This window comes from Lysinibacillus sp. NPDC094177 (assembly GCF_050279145.1).
In the GTDB taxonomy this organism is placed as follows: domain Bacteria; phylum Bacillota; class Bacilli; order Bacillales_A; family Planococcaceae; genus Lysinibacillus.
This window is the reverse complement of the sequence record NZ_JBNNTW010000011.1, coordinates 50,521-66,305: the sequence shown is the minus strand read 5'-3', so window position 1 is coordinate 66,305 and position 15,785 is coordinate 50,521. Positions and strand designations below refer to the sequence as shown.

Genomic DNA, 15,785 nt, shown 5'->3' with positions numbered 1-15,785 from the left:
AAATGAATGCGTTTTTTAATCTCTTTTCAGAGCGGGTATCCAATCATCCGCTGAAATAAGTTAAAGCCTCCGGCGGATGTCACGGAATCAGAGTGGAGTTCTTTGTGCAGGCACAAAGCCGATTCCGAACGCAATTATGCCGAGGCAAAATTGATTCAAAAAGTCGTTTCTATGGAACGTATGACTTTCACATATTTAAGTATGTAGCATACGTACAAACCTACATCGGGTATTGTATCGCATTTTTCCCCTTGTATTCAAGCATAATTCCTTTCACATGGATGAATAAAAGGTTAAAAGATTGGTCATGCTAGTTGTAAATAAAAGTTCCAAATAAAGGTGGGAGGATTTTAATATGAGTAAAATAAGACAAGATGCTTGGTTAGAAGAAAACGATGAATTATTAGCAGAGGCGGTAATTCGTCACGTGACAGAAGGTAGTACACAATTAAATGCCTTTGAAGAAGCTGGTGATGCTTTAAATCGTACAGCTGCTGCATGTGGTTTTCGTTGGAATGCTGTTGTTCGCAAAGAATACGAGGAACAATTATCAGAAGCGAAAAAAGAAAGAAAAGAAAGAATGCGAGTGTTAGGAGCTCCAGCAAGACGCCGTACTTCTAGTATGTTTACAGTTAATAGTAGTGCCGCAGAGGGTAAATCAATTCCTCTATCTGCACTAAATCTTGATATTGTCATAGCCTATTTACTACGTTTACAGCACTCTGGTGAGATAGGTAATGAGTCTTCAAAATGGAGACAACTAGTACATGTAACATCTGAGAGAAATAAAAAACTAGAGAAGACAATTACACAACTAGAAGAGGAAAATAGAGCTATTCGAAAAGATTACGAGCAATTTGTACAAATTATGAACCGTGCTAGACGACTAGTAACACTAGATGAAGAGGAAGAACGAATTGCACCTGTTTTCAAAATGGAGAAAAACGGAAATCTTGTTGTAAGTAGCCCTTATACACAAGAAAATGGCGATGCGCTTAATTAGCAGCATCGCTTTTTTCTTTGAAACGATCTATCTCGTTTGGTACCCTCAGTGATTAACATCACTTTGGTTCAAGCATTTTCGTATTCCGTTCTAAAATACGTTGTAAATAAAACGCATATAGTGTTAGTTCTTCATCATTAAAAGATTCAAATCGAATTTCTTCTGCCATATTGTTAAAAAGCTGCTGTAAACGGATAACAACGGCTTCCACTGTTAATGATGCATCAATAAGTTCAGATAGTGACGCCATCACATCAGGGACAATATTAGGATACGTAAATTTTGTTTCCTCTCCTCTTAGACTTTCCTCGTAAAAGTCACGAATGAGTGCAGCTCGATCTGAACCGCTTCCTTCAATACATAAATAAATTTGCACGGCTACCCCTTGACGTAAGCGTCTTTGAGAAATACCCGCAAATTTCTTTCCTTTAATACTTAGATCATAGGAACCTGGACAATAAGAGCCTACAATTTCATAGGCTTCGATTTGATCCGCTACTTCTGGGAATAATCCCTTTACTAGAGCTACCATTACATCATAGCCGTCATTAATGCTTAGCGCTTCCGTTTGTTCAGATAAAACTATGGAAATATTCAGTACACCTTCATCAAGCACAACTGCTAATCCGCCTGAATTGCGTACAATAGGATTATAGCCACGTGCTTTGAGCAAATCCATGCCCTGCTGCACATATGGTAAACGGTGATCCTGAATACCAAGCACAACAGATGCATCATGTACCCATGTACGAATAGTTGGTGGAGAGACTAATTGCCCAACTAGCTGACATAAAGTATCGTCTGTGGCAAAGGATTCAAGCGGCGATCTTTGCTTCGCGCTAAGGGATTGATCGTAAAAACGCCAAATCGGCTGTTGTAAAATACTTTTCATGATTGGAGCTCCTCTATCTACATCTCTTCTCTTTAGCATACATTATCTATTGAAGGTGTCAAATTGGTGAAACGCAATCATGAACTTATGGATTTTGTACAAACTATGATAAACTGAAATTTGAATATTATTCACTTATAAAGGAGTGTTTTTAATAATGAATGAAGCAGCAATTACTTTAGATGGTTGGTACGCTTTACATGATTTCCGCTCAATCGACTGGGCTTCATGGAAATTAGTTTCTGCTGAGGAACGCCAAGCAGCAGTAGAAGAGTTTATTGCATATTTAGAAAAATTAAACGAGGCTGATATAGCTAAAACAGGCGCCCATGCATTTTACGCAATCGTTGGTCAAAAAGCTGACTTTATGATTATGACATTACGCGAAACAATGGAAGAGCTACAAGAGCTTGAAGCTGAATTCAATAAATTAGCGATTGCTGATTTTACAATTCCTACATATTCATATGTATCTGTTGTAGAGCTTTCTAACTATTTAGCAGGTGATTCTGACGAAGATCCTTACCAAAATCCACATGTGCGAGCTCGTCTATATCCTGAACTTCCACGTGCTAAGCATGTATGCTTCTATCCAATGGATAAGCGTCGTCAAGGTAATGACAACTGGTATATGCTTTCAATGGACGAACGCAAATCGCTAATGCGTTCTCACGGTATGATTGGTCGTGGCTATGCTGGTAAAGTTAAACAAATCATTACTGGTTCTGTTGGCTTCGACGATCACGAATGGGGCGTAACACTATTCGCAGATGACGTACTACAATTCAAAAAATTAGTATATGAAATGCGTTTCGATGAAGTTTCGGCTCGCTATGGTGAGTTCGGTGCATTCTTCGTTGGTAACCTTCTTGATAAAGAAAAACTTGTGAAATTCTTAACTGTTTAATTCACAATGCTTTTAAATACAAAATGCGAGTCCGATAATATGGACTCGCATTTTTTAAAACTCGTTTTCTTCGCTGTTCTCTGATTCCAATATTAAAATAATTGTATGAATAAAAAAACCAGTTAGAATCATAAGGAAAACTAAATACCAATTATATGGTTGATGATAGTATTCTGCTATACCAATGGCGATGAATGCACTTATGATAATTGCTACAAACGTACCAAAAATATGCATTATAACACTCCTTTATGAAAGCGAAAAATAATTTTCCATTATAGTATGTCACGATTTATTTTTAATATACTTGCAAAACTTCATATTCCATCTACTTAATCGCAAAAATCTAACAAAAATAAAAAAAGCGCCACCATTACGATGACACCTTCTTATTTTCATATGGCTGTACTGTACCTCAAGACTTTTCATCCTTAACCTTCAAAATTAGTATAATCGTATTGATGAAAAATCCCACTACGATTATTAGTATAAAGAGATACCAGTGGAGTGGCTGTCCGTAAAAACTCCCAACTAAAAATGCCAGCACAGCACTCAACAAAATCCCTACCCAAACACCAATCTCCATACCCTGTCACCTCACATGTATTCAGTACACATGCAATTTCCTATTTCACGTTCCCCATTATATTTTCTATTCTCTATTTAACCATTTTAGCGCATCACCAAACTTTGGACTGCAGAGGCTGGGAGACTCCTTGAAGATCTGAGTCACAGATTATTTCTGGAGCGAGCATAGTAGAGAAAACAAAGTCTAAAAACATCACATCCTGTGCTAACGCTTCGCTTTCACAATGCAAATCAAACTCACGTTATGGTAGTCGGTCAAAAACTGGCCTTATTTTACCAACGACTCGTTATTACTAATATATGCTTAGTATTTTTTAATTGTGAATTTCTTTCATTAAAATTGAACATGTCTACAATACCATCATGCATATACTGTCTGCGAGGAGGAGTGAAAGTCGCCGTTATAAAGACGAATGATGCACAAACAGCCATGCTAGCAAGGCTTTTGCGCTTTGAGTCAGAAGGTGAAGGGAATTTAGGTATGCTGATGGTCGGCAATGTTGGCGTCAATCGTGTACGAGCCGATTGTTTAGATTTTACGGATATTCGTACAATTGAACAAATGGTTTTTCAGCGTACTGGGGGCTTTGAAGCGACACAAAAGGGCTATTTTTATCAACGAGCACGTGATCAAGACCTTCGATTAGCGAAGAGAGTTATTCAAGGCGAAAGATTCCATCCGGCGACTCGTTCGCTATGGTTTTTTAGACCTGGGATATTGTCCAGCACAATGATATGGTCAGTGGAACACGGGAAGATTCAAAGCACATTGCTTCTTCTCGCCAACCGAAGAAAATTGTCCTCAAATCTAAAAGAAAGAAGGTTGATAACTTATGATGCCTTATTATTGGACACCGACAACGCAACAACAAATGCCTCCACAGGTAATGCCTCCACAGACGACTGGAGCACGACCACCTGGACGGGAGCAATCGTATATTGAAAATATTTTTCGTTTGAATCGAGGAAAGCCTGGTACTTTCCATTTTTCCTTCGAGCATGCGGTTGAGCCAGGGAAAAACACGAAAATAGTGCGAGGCGTTGTAGAAGCTGCTGGTCGAGATCATGTTATTTTACGTGAACTCAAATCGAATCATCGTTTCCTATTCCCAATGATTTACTTTGATTTTGCTGAATATGATGAAGAAATGGCTTATTTTAACCAAAATCCATAATTGAAATGAACTTTTCAAAAGACTTCTAATTCATATTTTCTTATATGGTAATATTCCGCTCCTCTAAATGCGAGTAAGATACAAGCAGAATCAGTGTGTTCCTTCACTCGTTTTACTCATGCTACGTCGCATAGCACGTTTCACTAGACTCCCATTAAGTCTCATATCCTTGCTTGCGCAGCAAATATTTTTCGAATGAAGGCGAGGAATCTGCTTGGATATTTGCCATTAAATCAAAAGAATTGGCATGTTAGGATACCTCCTAGCATGCCAATTTTTATGTAAAGCTCAGGCCTTGCGGAAGAGCTTATTATTGATTTTCTTGTAAAAACTGCAATGTTGCTTTTCCTAATGTTTTGGCAGCAATCAACATCGCACGTTCATCAAAGTCAAAGCGTGCATGATGATGAGGGTACACCTCTTCCCACTCTGGCTTTTTAGCACCTGTGAAGAAAAATGTACCAGGTACATTTTCTAAATAATACGCAAAGTCCTCACCAATCATAAATGGTGGGCACGTTATAATGTTTTCTACTCCTGGTATTTCTGCTGCAAGTTGTGCAATAAATTCCGTTTCTTTTACATGGTTGTAAACCGGTGGATAGCCTCTAGTATAACGATATTCATAGCTTGCACCAAAGGCCAAACAAGTGGCATTTAAAACCGCTTCAAGCTCTTGCTCCATTTGTCTGCGCACCTGTTCCTCAAAAGTACGGACTGTACCAGCTAATACTGCTCGTTCAGCAATAACATTGAAAGGATTAATCGCCTCAAAATGACCAATTGTTAAAACGGCTGATTTCAACGGATCTATGCGTCGGGATATAAGCTGCTGTGCATTAACTACAAACTGTGACGCAAGAGCAACAGCATCAATAGAATGATGAGGCTCCGCACCATGACCCCCTTTGCCTTGAATCGTAATTTCCACCTTATCCGCAGCAGCCATAATTGCTCCATCTCTCACCAATATATCTCCAAATGGCGTTGGTGCCCATAAATGTGTACCGAAAATAACATCTACCCCGTCCAGACAGCCATCTTCAATCATAGGCTTTGCACCACCTGGCGCCATCTCTTCTGCATGCTGATGAATAAATACTACATTACCTACAATGTCATCCTTCATTGCATTAAGTGCTCTAGCCAGCCCAAGTAATGTTGCAGTATGACCATCATGTCCACATGCATGCATCTTACCATCTACTTTTGACTTATAAGGGACATCATTTTCCTCCAGAATTGCCAGTGCATCAAAATCAGCGCGCAATGCGACCGTTTTACCTGGTCTCCCTCCACGTAAAGTTGCAACAACACCACGTTCACCTACATGCTCTCGAACCTCATGGCCAAGCGCTCGATGAAAAGCAGCTACATACGCTGGTGTTTCCACTTCCTCAAAGGATATTTCCGGATATTCATGTAAATGACGACGAATTGCTACCATTTCATCGTAGTTATTATCTAGTAAAGTAAAAAGCTTCTCCATATCTCAAAACCCCACTTCTGATTTGTCGAACTTATTTGATAATATCAGTGTACTATAAATCCTTACAAAAACAATAGGAATTAAAACTATCATTCTATAGAAATTATATTGTTCATTACGAAGAAAAATTCTCTTGATCCGTTACTAGTAATTTCTAAAAAACAAAAACTCCCTCACACATAGTGCAAAGGAGTAACTTTGTAGGAATATTTATATTCAACTTTTATCGAGCATTTTTAAGGGCAGATACTATAATTAGAACCCAGCCAGCTAAAAATAGAACACCACCAATTGGTGTGATGGCACCTAAAACTTTAACGCCGCTGATTGCAAGTACATATAAGCTTCCTGAAAAGAAGATAATACCTAGGTTGAAAAAGATTCCAGCTAAATTTAACTGCTTTGCCTCACCTAGTAATTTGGAGCTCATTAATATACCAATTATAAGTAAACCAGTGGCATGAAACATTTGATACTGAACAGCTGTTTCCCATATCCCGCGACCGTAATCGTCTAGAACTTCTTTTAACGCATGTGCACCGAATGCACCCAATGCCACTGCTAAAAAGCCGTGGAGTGCACCTGTCACGATAAATTTTTTCATGTCATTTCCCCTGCCTTTAATCAATTTCGCCTTGGCGTAATTGTAGCTGACGCTTTGCTTCCGCTACAGAAAACATTTGCTGCTGGCGCTACGCTTTCGCGCAGATAAACAATGGTCCGGATTTCGAATTGTGCTTGCACAATTTATTCCTTTCAAAATCCGTGACATCCGCCGGAGTCTTTGGGCCAACAGATGTCTTTTGCGCGAAAGCGAAGCGTCAGCGGCATGATGTTGGTCACTCAGTCGTGTGTTGCTGTCGCTGCGCTTTCGCACAGATAAATTGCCACAGGACGTGGCGTTCTTAGACTGGGTTCTTCTATTTCAGTAGGCGTTGGGACACCTACTGAAAAGGAACCACATCCGCATTCATCTTGCCACCTTCAGAGGTGGGAGTCTTCGCTGAATGAAGATAATTAAAAGTCAAAAATTGAATCACCATTTGCTCCGTCTTCTTCAATTTTTGCTGTATATAAACTTGTTTGTTTCGGCTCTGACACTAGCATTTGTGGCAAATGTTTTGATTGCGCTTTAGAAATGCCGTCAGGTGAGTCTAATACCACATCGCATAATGCTCGGATTGCTGTTAAAGCTTCACGAATTTGTTGGTCGTTTCCAGCATTTTTGACACCAGATAATTGTTTTTCAAGTTGTTGAATAACGGCTTGATAAGGAATCATTGCTTTCTCCCACTTTCTGCTTTTGGCACAAATTTTAGACAGTCCGTGCCAGAGGATTGTTTAACGACAACGGATGGTATTTGCTTTGTTTTAAAGCCATACGCTACACAAGCCCGTGGAGTTTGTGGGTCCCATGTTACTTTAAAATATTGACATTTGAAACAATTTACCTTCATGTTGCCCCTCACTTTCTTCTATTATTAACTGTAACACGAAACTATAAGTGTATAAAGCCTAAGCTAGGCTCCAATCAATTGGTTGCTCTCCCCATTCTACTAACTGTGCATTGATCTTCGAATATGGTTTACTGCCAAAAAATCCTCGATAAGCACTAAGTGGACTTGGATGAGGCGCTTCTAAAATAAAATGTGGCGTTGAGTATTTACGAATTAATTGTTTTTTCCGTTGTGCTGGTTTACCCCAAAGAACAAAAATAATTGGTTTATCTCTTGATGCTAATTTATCAATTACAACATCCGTAAATTGCTCCCATCCTTGCTCTTTATGAGAATTCGCCTGACCTGCTCGAACAGTTAATACAGTGTTCAATAACATTACACCTTGCTGTGCCCATTTTGTTAATGTACCGTTTTGAGGGATGGGACAACCAAGGTCATCCTGTAACTCTTTTAGCATATTTCGCAAGCTTGGTGGATGTGGGATTCCCGGCATGACGGAAAAGCTTAATCCATGTGCTTGGTTTGGTCCATGATAAGGATCCTGACCTAAAATTACGACCTTAACATCATGATAAGCTGTTGTATAAAATGCATTCATTATGTCATTCATTGGTGGATAAATTGTTTTTGTTGAATATTCATGTGCTATAAATTGACTTAGCTTTGTATAGTAGTTTTTTTCCAATTCATCTGCAAGTATTGCTTGCCAATCATTCGGGAATACTTCTTTCATCGTAATATAAGCCCCTTTCTCTCCTTACAACGGTACAAAAAAATAATGTCGAATTCAAGCATCAGATCAATTATGCCTCGGTATAATTAATCTGATTCCTTAAGAAAATACGATATATTTTTGTGCGAAAGCTTAGTGTTAACGTAGCATGATTTCAGGCGTTTTCACAGGATGTTAAGTTCTTAGCCTGAGTTCCTCTATTTCAGCAGATGTTTGAACACCGCTGAAAGAAGGTAAAACTGACCTTGTGAAAATATAAAATTCTGACTATTTTTATATAATCAGAATGAGACTATACTAGATGGTAATTTTAAAACTTTCATCTATAAAGGGGACCTTCTACATGACTCTTAAAAAAACTTTAACAATTGCTGGTTCTGATACATCAGGCGGCGCAGGTATGCAAGCCGATCTTAAAACATTCCAGGAGCACGGCACATATGGCATGGTGGCATTAACGGTTGTCGTAACAATGGATCCAAACGGTTGGACTCATAACGTAACGCCATTACCAACGGCGCTTTTGCAAAAACAAATCGATACTGCTCTTTCAACAGGCATTGACGCAATAAAAACTGGTATGCTGTCAACTGAAGAAATTATTTGTATCGCAGGTGATGCTATCGCAAAATCTGGTACAACAAATGTTGTCATTGACCCTGTAATGGTATGTAAGGGAGAAGATGAAGTATTGAACCCTGGTAACACAGATGCAATGATTCAACATCTTTTACCATTAGCTGCAGTTACAACCCCTAACCTGTTCGAGGCTGGGCAATTAGCTGGAACTGGAACACCAAAAACAATCGAGGAAATGAAAACAGCAGCTCGTAAAATTCACGAACTCGGCGCTAAAGCAGTTGTGATTAAAGGTGGAAAAGCGTTAGCTACTGAAAAAGCAGCTGACTTATTCTTCGACGGTGAAAAATTCTACTTATTAGAATCTGAAAAAGTTGCTTCTACTTATAACCATGGGGCTGGCTGTACATTTGCTGCTTCAGTAACAGCAAACCTTGCAAATGGTCTTTCAGTAAAAGAGGCTGTAATTGAAGCTAAGGAATTCGTTTCAGCTGCAATTGCTCACGGTTGGGCATTAAATGACTATGTAGGACCAGTTATGCACGGTGCAAAATCTCGTTTTGGCACACCACAAGTAACAGTGACAGAAATATAAAAACGAAAAGGCATCTGATTAGTTGTAGGTTGACTAATCAGATGCCTCTTTTACATATAGTAGTTCTCCATCATTTCGAGCAATCCCATGGATCGTTCATCGAAATAAATTGAGCCAATGCCTTACTGTCCTTTTTACGCTCTGCACGTACCTTCGCTCGTTCAGCTGCAGTTTCATGTAGCTTTGTCTCCTCTAACGTTTCGGGAATGACAGATGGAACTGGAGCTGGTTTATTATTTTCATCTAATGCAACAAAGGTTAATAACGCTGTTGCCGCTACCTTACGTTCTCCCGTTTTCAAATTCTCAGAAATGATCTTTACGAAAACCTCCATTGAAGATGTCCCTGTCCACGTTACATAAGATTCGAAATAGACAGAATCGGTCGGGCGAATTGGATGCAGGAAATCTACAGAATCCGTTGAGGCTGTCACACAATCTCTCCGACTATGCCTAGCAGCTGAAATTGAAGCTACTTGATCGATGTCACTCATTAATCGACCACCAAACAGTGTATTATGGTTATTAATATCATTCGGAAAAACTCGACTTGTACGCATAACTCTAGATTCTTTACAATATTTAAAGTCTTTATTCACATCAATTCCCCCTAAAAACAACTGTTTATTTCTACTATACTGCTCTATTTTTCGATAAAAAGCAATTAAACAGTTGGAAAATTAAGAATTTTTACTTTACAGAGAAAACGAGAGGATTATTACTTCTAATGTAAAAAGCACTGGACAAGATACACTACTACTTCATATGCCATATATTAGCTGTATATGGGAGGGAGAAAAATGAAAAGACGTAAACAACAACAAGACCCAAATCCAAATACACAAGCAAGTTTCCTAGGTGGTGAAGAAGCAGGTCTCCTAGGTGAAGACACAGGTGTCCAAACTGGAGAAATAACCTCTACCAAAGTAGAATTAATATCTTCAATGGTTTTGACAATAGGGTATTCATTAGCCACCCTCTCCAACGTTTTAGCTTTGCAGGAAGAAGAGGCAATGGAGCAAACAAGATCATCCAACGCGCAAAATCAAAATGTACATTTTAGACAAATGCATAGGCATCTATCACATCTCAACAATCGTCTAGATTCCATTGAACGAAAACTCAACCGATATTAATAAATACATACCCCCAAAAACCGCTAATTATAAAAAGCCGCGATTCTCCGTCATAAAAGAGAATCGCGGCTTTTTTAACTATACTATGATAATGAGCTTTTCGTCTTCTTCCCATGTCACTACAACACAAACTAATGATGAAAGAACGTCATCTATTGTACCAAGATAGAATTCGTTTTAACCTAGTTTAAAATTCCTTTCAACATTATGCACTGTATCCGTTAGTTTAGGAAGAAATCATGGTCGCAGTATATTTTCATTTGTGAAACCGCATACAATACAAAACGATACATTTTGCACAAAATTGCTTTCACACTCATTATATTGATATATTTTAATGATTTTTTCAAGAATATTGCTCGAAAAATCTTCATTGAATAAAAGATGTAATCAATTATACCTAGGCATAATTGCGTCCGGATTTGGCCAGAAGCTTTAACTTCTTTCAGCGGAGGTTTGGACACCCGCTGGAAGAAATTTATTTGTTTTGGACAAGCCTCCGAGATATCTGTTTATCGATGATATTGTGTTACATAGGCATTCAATTTCCCTTTGTGAATTATTTTTACTATACTTAAGGAAGAAATAATCGAGAGGAGTGTTAAGATGCAAGAAGTACAAGTAAAGACGTTGCAGGAATTATTGAATTCTTTCGCCAACAAAGACGTTTATATTCATCTTGAGACGACGAACGGTTCTTATGCAGCACACTTTGATGAGAAATTTTTTAATGCAGGTGCTTTTATTCGCAATGCTAAAATCAACTATGAGCTTGCTAAAGTGGTAGATGATTCACCCCATCGTGTCGGATTAAAAATGGCACATGGCTGGGTCTATGCTCAAGGCATCACACATTTTGAATTAGATGATTTAGGCCGTTTATTAATGGCTGGACTAGACTACTCAGGTAAATTGGCGATTGCACTTGAAATTAGCGAAACGCCGTTTACTTACTAAGGGGGATGACTTTTTGAATTTACAACCACAACGTCATATTTTAATTGTTTACCCTCACCCAGATGATGAGGCTTTTTCAGTTGCTGGAACAATTGCCTACTATACAAAGAAAATGAATACACCTGTTACATATGCCTGTTTAACTCTAGGCGAAATGGGGCGTAATTTAGGAAATCCACCATTTGCTACACGTGAGTCCTTGCCAGAAATTCGACGCAAGGAGCTTATCGCAGCAGCAGAGGCTATGGGAATACAAGATTTACGTATGCTTGGTTTCCGTGATAAAACGATTGAATTTGAAGATGATGAAAAAATGGTAAAGCTAGTTGAAGGTTTAATAGAGGAATTAATGCCTTCTCTTATCATTACATTCTTACCTGGATTTGCAGTGCATCCTGACCATGAGGCAACAGCACGTGCAGTAGTAGAAGCTGTTCGTCGTATGCCGAAAGCTGCACGTCCACAAGTATTAGGTTGCGCCTTTGCAAATGATACTATTGAAAAAAATGGAGAACCGCATGTTGTCATCAATATTAGTGAAATGAAGATGGACAAAATTAAAGCATTACAAGCGCATGCATCTCAAACAGCTTGGATGATGCAAGAAACAGAAAAACGTATCGATGACGGTGAGCCGATGAGTGAAAGCTGGCTAAATATCGAAAAATTCTATATTGTGAATCCTGATCATTATGTAAAATAACAATAAAACGGTTCTGTCCTCTTTCTTCATTGAGAACAGAACCGTTTTATATTAAGCGACTTTCATCTTTTTTAAAAAATGAATAATGAAAGTTATAGAAAAAATAATAATTAACACAACAAAAAACATATAATGTGGAACGTGAATGCCTATGACGCTAGCTAACATCTTCAATGCAATAATTCCAATAATAATAAATGCTGTTGCCTCTAATTCAGGTATTTTTTCAATTATGATTAAAAATAAACCTGCAATAGTTCTCATCATTAAAATACCTAACATTCCTCCGATAAGTAATATCCAAATTTGATTGGATATCGCGAAAGCGGCAAATATGGCGTCAATTGAAAAAGCAATATCCATCAGTTCTACAGAAATAACCGTTGCCCAGAATGTCCCGAAAAGGCGAACCAACAACCCTGTTTTTTTCATCTCCTTGGCACTATCCGCTTCCCCAATCTGTAAGAAATGAGCGACACATAGCCAACCTAAATACAGGGCTCCTAGCAATTTAATAAACCAAAATTCTACTAAATAAACACCTATCCCGATAAATAAAAATCGGAAAAAATAGGCACCCAACATACCGTACATTAATGCTCGTTTACGTTGCTTGTTTGGCAAATGCTTCACTAGCACTGCTAATACAAGTGCGTTGTCTGCCGAGAGTAAACCTTCTATTATAATTAGTGTTGATATTAACCCCCAAGATACAGGGTCAGTTAAGATCTCTTTCCACATCTCCCAATTGAAAAATTGCATGTATGTAGATAGAATTCCTTGAATGATTTCCAATTACATACCCTCCTACTTGTCCTAAGGTACTCTAGTATATGCTTGACCATTTTCGTTATGAGGAAATGAGTGTATCCTTTATTTCTACAAAAATTTCTCGAAGAAATTTAATTATTCTCCATTCTGTATTTACCTAGATAAAATAGTCACGGAAAATTTAGAATTTACTAAAAATTAATAACAAAAAGCTTTTAAAATGTGCTATCATAGATAAATGTTTTATACGTATAACGGAGGATGAATAATATGGAAGTTGCTGACACTAGAACTGTGCAGGTAGAAAATATCTTGATTGCACATCATTTCTTAAAGGATGTAGTGGTACACACACCACTACAAAAAAATGACTATTTATCCGAGAAATACGGAGCTAATATTTATTTTAAACGCGAAGACCTACAGCATGTACGCTCATTCAAACTTCGTGGTGCCTATTATAAGATAAAAAAAATTGAGGAAGAGGCTCGTAAATTTGGCGTTGTTTGTGCAAGTGCGGGCAATCATGCCCAAGGTGTTGCCTACGCCTGTGCACAATTGAAAATTCAAGCAAGTATTTTTATGCCTCAAACAACACCTAAGCAAAAAATTGACCAAGTGCGTATGTTTGGTCGTGATTATGTGGAAATTATTTTGGCTGGTGATACCTTTGATGATTCTGCAGAAAGTGCATTTGCTTATTGTGATGAACACGATAAAATCTTTATTCATCCATTTGATGATTTTGATGTTATTGCTGGTCAAGGAACGGTCGCTGTTGAAATTATGAATGACATGGAGGAACCGATTGATTATGTATTTGGTAGTATCGGTGGCGGTGGCTTAATGTCAGGTGTTTCTGCCTACGTGAAAAACCTTTCACCTACTAGTAAAATTATCGGTGTAGAGCCTTCTGGGGCCGGCAGTATGAAGACTGCATTTGCAGAAGGCGGTGCAGTGGCACTTGATTGGATTGACAAATTCGTAGATGGCGCTGCAGTAAAATGCGTCGGTAATCACACATATGATGTTTGCCGTCGCTACTTAGACGACATCGTACTAGTACCAGAAGGAAAAGTATGTACTACGATTTTAGATCTTTACAATAAACACGCCATTATCGCAGAGCCTGCTGGAGCATTATCGGTAGCAGCACTCGACTCTTATAAAGAGGAGATTAAAGGCAAGTCAGTCGTAGTCATCATTAGTGGTGGTAACAATGACATCGGACGTATGCAGGAAATTAAAGAAAAATCTTTAATTCACGAAGGTTTACTATACTACTTCATCGTAAGCTTCCCACAGCGTGCAGGCGCGCTTCGCCAATTCCTAACAAGCGTTGTAGGACCGAATGATGACATTACTACCTTCGAATATACAAAGAAAAACAACAAAGAAAGTGGTCCTGCCTTAGTTGGTATCGAACTTGGTAATCGTGAAGACTACGAAGGATTACTAGCACGTATGAATGAATTCGGCTTCAAATACAAAGAAGTAAACAACGACATTCAATTATTCGGCTTACTAGTCTAATATAAAGGGTCACACTTGCTATGTAAGTGTGGCTTTTTTAGGTTTATCGGGGCACTTTTGAGATTTATCGAGAACTTTTGATTGTTTATCTACCAACTTTTTCGATTTATCGACTAACTTTTTTAATTTATCTACCAACTTTTTCGATTTATCGACTAACTTTCCAATAATATCGACATGCGACACTATCTGACCGCACTGATAGTTTCGTCGCTTATATTTAATCTAATAATTTAGCAGGAATTACATAATTTCTATTCTTTTTTCCACCACTCACTTTAAACTTTAACTTTTTCAATAAATAATAGGCTACTCTCTCTGAGTCAATATCAAAAAAATCACGAAATTGAGCATTGGAAATATTGTTTCCCATCATTAACTGATAATCGTGTAATGCTACTAGCATCGATTTATTATCTGTCCGTCGACAATTGCTACAACTCCATTTCCCAAAGGAATACTGTAAAGCATACTGATACTCACACAGCGAGCATAGCGCTCCTTTTCTTAGTTCACCCCATTCGATATCTGGTATCCATTGCGTGGGCTCATGCTTCTTTAAGATGTGTTCAGCGATATGCTTTAAATCTTTTTCACTTAAACAGATTTCTGAATGTCGTAAAAACAGCTGTTCTACCTTTTCTGCCAAACCACTCACATGAATAATCGGTTGCGCTGACAAACTTGCCGACATAATCATTTTCGGATTTGCAGAGACAATCATATATACAATCGGTATATGGTAGCCCGCTTTTTGAAAAATCAGACGCATAAATCTAGCATGCCGCTTCACTTGATCAAAGGGATTTCTAAAGCCATCTACTTTGCCATCAGAAGTAATTCGAACAAATTGATGATTATCTTCCATATACTCGACACGGCCCACGATATTTTTAATTTCCACTATTAAAACAAAATTTCTCGACATATATAATGTATCCATTTGATGTATTGCTCCACCTTCAGCTTTAAGCTGTATATCATGCAATAAATAATGCACTTGCTCCAAATAGATTTCCTGCCATTCCTGATCTACTCTTTGCTCACCTGCATACCCTGCTCTTGTTCTATTTAGCATTTCTTGATAGTAAGTAGACTTTGGGTGAGATTTCGGCAACCTCCTTTCAATCATTTCTAATGTGAGTTGCTTTGATGAAACTTCACGTTTTTTCAATAGCATATTTTCACCTCCTTTAGCTAGATTATAATGCACTTTATCGAAAGAGTTTGCTTATTTATCGAGAACTTTTGATTGTTTATCGACC

The 15,785-nt window shown here is 38.2% G+C and carries 17 protein-coding genes and 1 pseudogene; 9 read left to right on the top strand and 9 right to left on the bottom strand.

The window, feature by feature from the left end:
• The first annotated feature begins 355 nt into the window (after positions 1 to 355).
• Positions 356 to 1,003 carry an RsfA family transcriptional regulator gene (locus tag ACQKNC_RS17115; RefSeq protein ID WP_427425961.1) on the top strand — a complete coding sequence of 216 codons (648 nt, stop codon included), beginning with the start codon at positions 356 to 358 and terminating at the stop codon, positions 1,001 to 1,003.
• A gap of 58 nt (positions 1,004 to 1,061) precedes the next feature.
• On the opposite strand, the gene ACQKNC_RS17110 is transcribed toward ACQKNC_RS17115, so the two are convergent.
• A complete protein-coding gene (locus ACQKNC_RS17110; protein WP_427425960.1) occupies positions 1,062 to 1,895 on the bottom strand; it encodes a lipoate--protein ligase family protein in 834 nt (277 codons plus the stop codon).
• Between the two features lie 157 nt (positions 1,896 to 2,052).
• On the opposite strand from ACQKNC_RS17110, the gene hemQ reads away from it, so the two are divergent.
• The 3 genes and pseudogenes from hemQ to gerQ all read left to right on the top strand — a co-directional run bounded on the left by hemQ (position 2,053) and on the right by gerQ (position 4,565).
• Positions 2,053 to 2,802, top strand: coding sequence for a hydrogen peroxide-dependent heme synthase (gene hemQ / locus ACQKNC_RS17105; RefSeq protein ID WP_427425959.1), 750 nt, complete (start codon positions 2,053 to 2,055; stop codon positions 2,800 to 2,802).
• A gap of 1,018 nt (positions 2,803 to 3,820) precedes the next feature.
• Positions 3,821 to 4,202, top strand: a pseudogene (locus tag ACQKNC_RS17100) (cell wall hydrolase).
• Between the two features lie 21 nt (positions 4,203 to 4,223).
• The gene (gene gerQ, locus ACQKNC_RS17095) at positions 4,224 to 4,565 is read left to right on the top strand and encodes a spore coat protein GerQ (protein ID WP_082172840.1); all 342 of its coding nucleotides are present in this window, start codon (positions 4,224 to 4,226) and stop codon (positions 4,563 to 4,565) included.
• A gap of 310 nt (positions 4,566 to 4,875) precedes the next feature.
• Here gerQ and ACQKNC_RS17090 read toward each other — a convergent pair whose 3' ends face one another.
• The 5 genes from ACQKNC_RS17090 to ACQKNC_RS17070 all read right to left on the bottom strand — a co-directional run bounded on the left by ACQKNC_RS17090 (position 4,876) and on the right by ACQKNC_RS17070 (position 8,247).
• Positions 4,876 to 6,054, bottom strand: a complete 1,179-nt coding sequence (locus ACQKNC_RS17090; RefSeq protein WP_427425958.1) for a M20 family metallopeptidase — start codon at positions 6,052 to 6,054, stop codon at positions 4,876 to 4,878.
• Between the two features lie 223 nt (positions 6,055 to 6,277).
• Positions 6,278 to 6,658 carry a DUF423 domain-containing protein gene (locus ACQKNC_RS17085; protein WP_427425957.1) on the bottom strand — a complete coding sequence of 127 codons (381 nt, stop codon included), beginning with the start codon at positions 6,656 to 6,658 and terminating at the stop codon, positions 6,278 to 6,280.
• A 413-nt stretch (positions 6,659 to 7,071) separates the two neighbouring features.
• Positions 7,072 to 7,335, bottom strand: a complete 264-nt coding sequence (locus ACQKNC_RS17080) for a YwdI family protein (protein WP_427425956.1) — start codon at positions 7,333 to 7,335, stop codon at positions 7,072 to 7,074.
• A complete protein-coding gene (locus ACQKNC_RS17075) occupies positions 7,332 to 7,511 on the bottom strand; it encodes a uracil-DNA glycosylase (protein ID WP_427425955.1) in 180 nt (59 codons plus the stop codon). The genes ACQKNC_RS17080 and ACQKNC_RS17075 overlap by 4 nt, the downstream gene beginning before the upstream one ends.
• A gap of 58 nt (positions 7,512 to 7,569) precedes the next feature.
• Positions 7,570 to 8,247: a uracil-DNA glycosylase gene (locus tag ACQKNC_RS17070; RefSeq protein ID WP_427425954.1), complete on the bottom strand. Its 678-nt coding sequence runs from the start codon at positions 8,245 to 8,247 to the stop codon at positions 7,570 to 7,572.
• A gap of 343 nt (positions 8,248 to 8,590) precedes the next feature.
• On the opposite strand from ACQKNC_RS17070, the gene thiD reads away from it, so the two are divergent.
• On the top strand, positions 8,591 to 9,421 hold the full coding sequence (gene thiD / locus ACQKNC_RS17065) for a bifunctional hydroxymethylpyrimidine kinase/phosphomethylpyrimidine kinase (RefSeq protein ID WP_427425953.1): 831 nt from the start codon (positions 8,591 to 8,593) through the stop codon (positions 9,419 to 9,421).
• 70 nt (positions 9,422 to 9,491) lie between these two features.
• On the opposite strand, the gene ACQKNC_RS17060 is transcribed toward thiD, so the two are convergent.
• A complete protein-coding gene (locus ACQKNC_RS17060; protein ID WP_427426046.1) occupies positions 9,492 to 9,980 on the bottom strand; it encodes an acyl-CoA thioesterase in 489 nt (162 codons plus the stop codon).
• A 240-nt stretch (positions 9,981 to 10,220) separates the two neighbouring features.
• Between ACQKNC_RS17060 and ACQKNC_RS17055 the strand changes: the two genes are divergently transcribed.
• The 3 genes from ACQKNC_RS17055 (at position 10,221) to bshB2 (ending at position 12,216) form a co-directional block, all read left to right on the top strand.
• Positions 10,221 to 10,556 carry a hypothetical protein gene (locus ACQKNC_RS17055; protein WP_427425952.1) on the top strand — a complete coding sequence of 112 codons (336 nt, stop codon included), beginning with the start codon at positions 10,221 to 10,223 and terminating at the stop codon, positions 10,554 to 10,556.
• A gap of 606 nt (positions 10,557 to 11,162) precedes the next feature.
• A complete protein-coding gene (locus tag ACQKNC_RS17050) occupies positions 11,163 to 11,513 on the top strand; it encodes a YojF family protein (RefSeq protein WP_053484519.1) in 351 nt (116 codons plus the stop codon).
• Positions 11,514 to 11,526: 13 nt separating this feature from the next.
• Positions 11,527 to 12,216, top strand: a complete 690-nt coding sequence (gene bshB2 / locus ACQKNC_RS17045; RefSeq protein WP_427425951.1) for a bacillithiol biosynthesis deacetylase BshB2 — start codon at positions 11,527 to 11,529, stop codon at positions 12,214 to 12,216.
• Between the two features lie 51 nt (positions 12,217 to 12,267).
• On the opposite strand, the gene ACQKNC_RS17040 is transcribed toward bshB2, so the two are convergent.
• Positions 12,268 to 13,011 carry a TerC family protein gene (locus ACQKNC_RS17040; RefSeq protein WP_427425950.1) on the bottom strand — a complete coding sequence of 248 codons (744 nt, stop codon included), beginning with the start codon at positions 13,009 to 13,011 and terminating at the stop codon, positions 12,268 to 12,270.
• A gap of 246 nt (positions 13,012 to 13,257) precedes the next feature.
• Between ACQKNC_RS17040 and ilvA the strand changes: the two genes are divergently transcribed.
• Positions 13,258 to 14,520, top strand: a complete 1,263-nt coding sequence (ilvA, locus tag ACQKNC_RS17035; RefSeq protein WP_427425949.1) for a threonine ammonia-lyase IlvA — start codon at positions 13,258 to 13,260, stop codon at positions 14,518 to 14,520.
• Between the two features lie 220 nt (positions 14,521 to 14,740).
• Here the strand turns inward: ilvA and ACQKNC_RS17030 are convergent, their stop codons facing one another.
• Complete coding sequence (locus ACQKNC_RS17030; protein ID WP_427425948.1) at positions 14,741 to 15,700, bottom strand: nuclease-related domain-containing protein; 960 nt, start codon at positions 15,698 to 15,700, stop codon at positions 14,741 to 14,743.
• Positions 15,701 to 15,785: the final 85 nt, after the last annotated feature.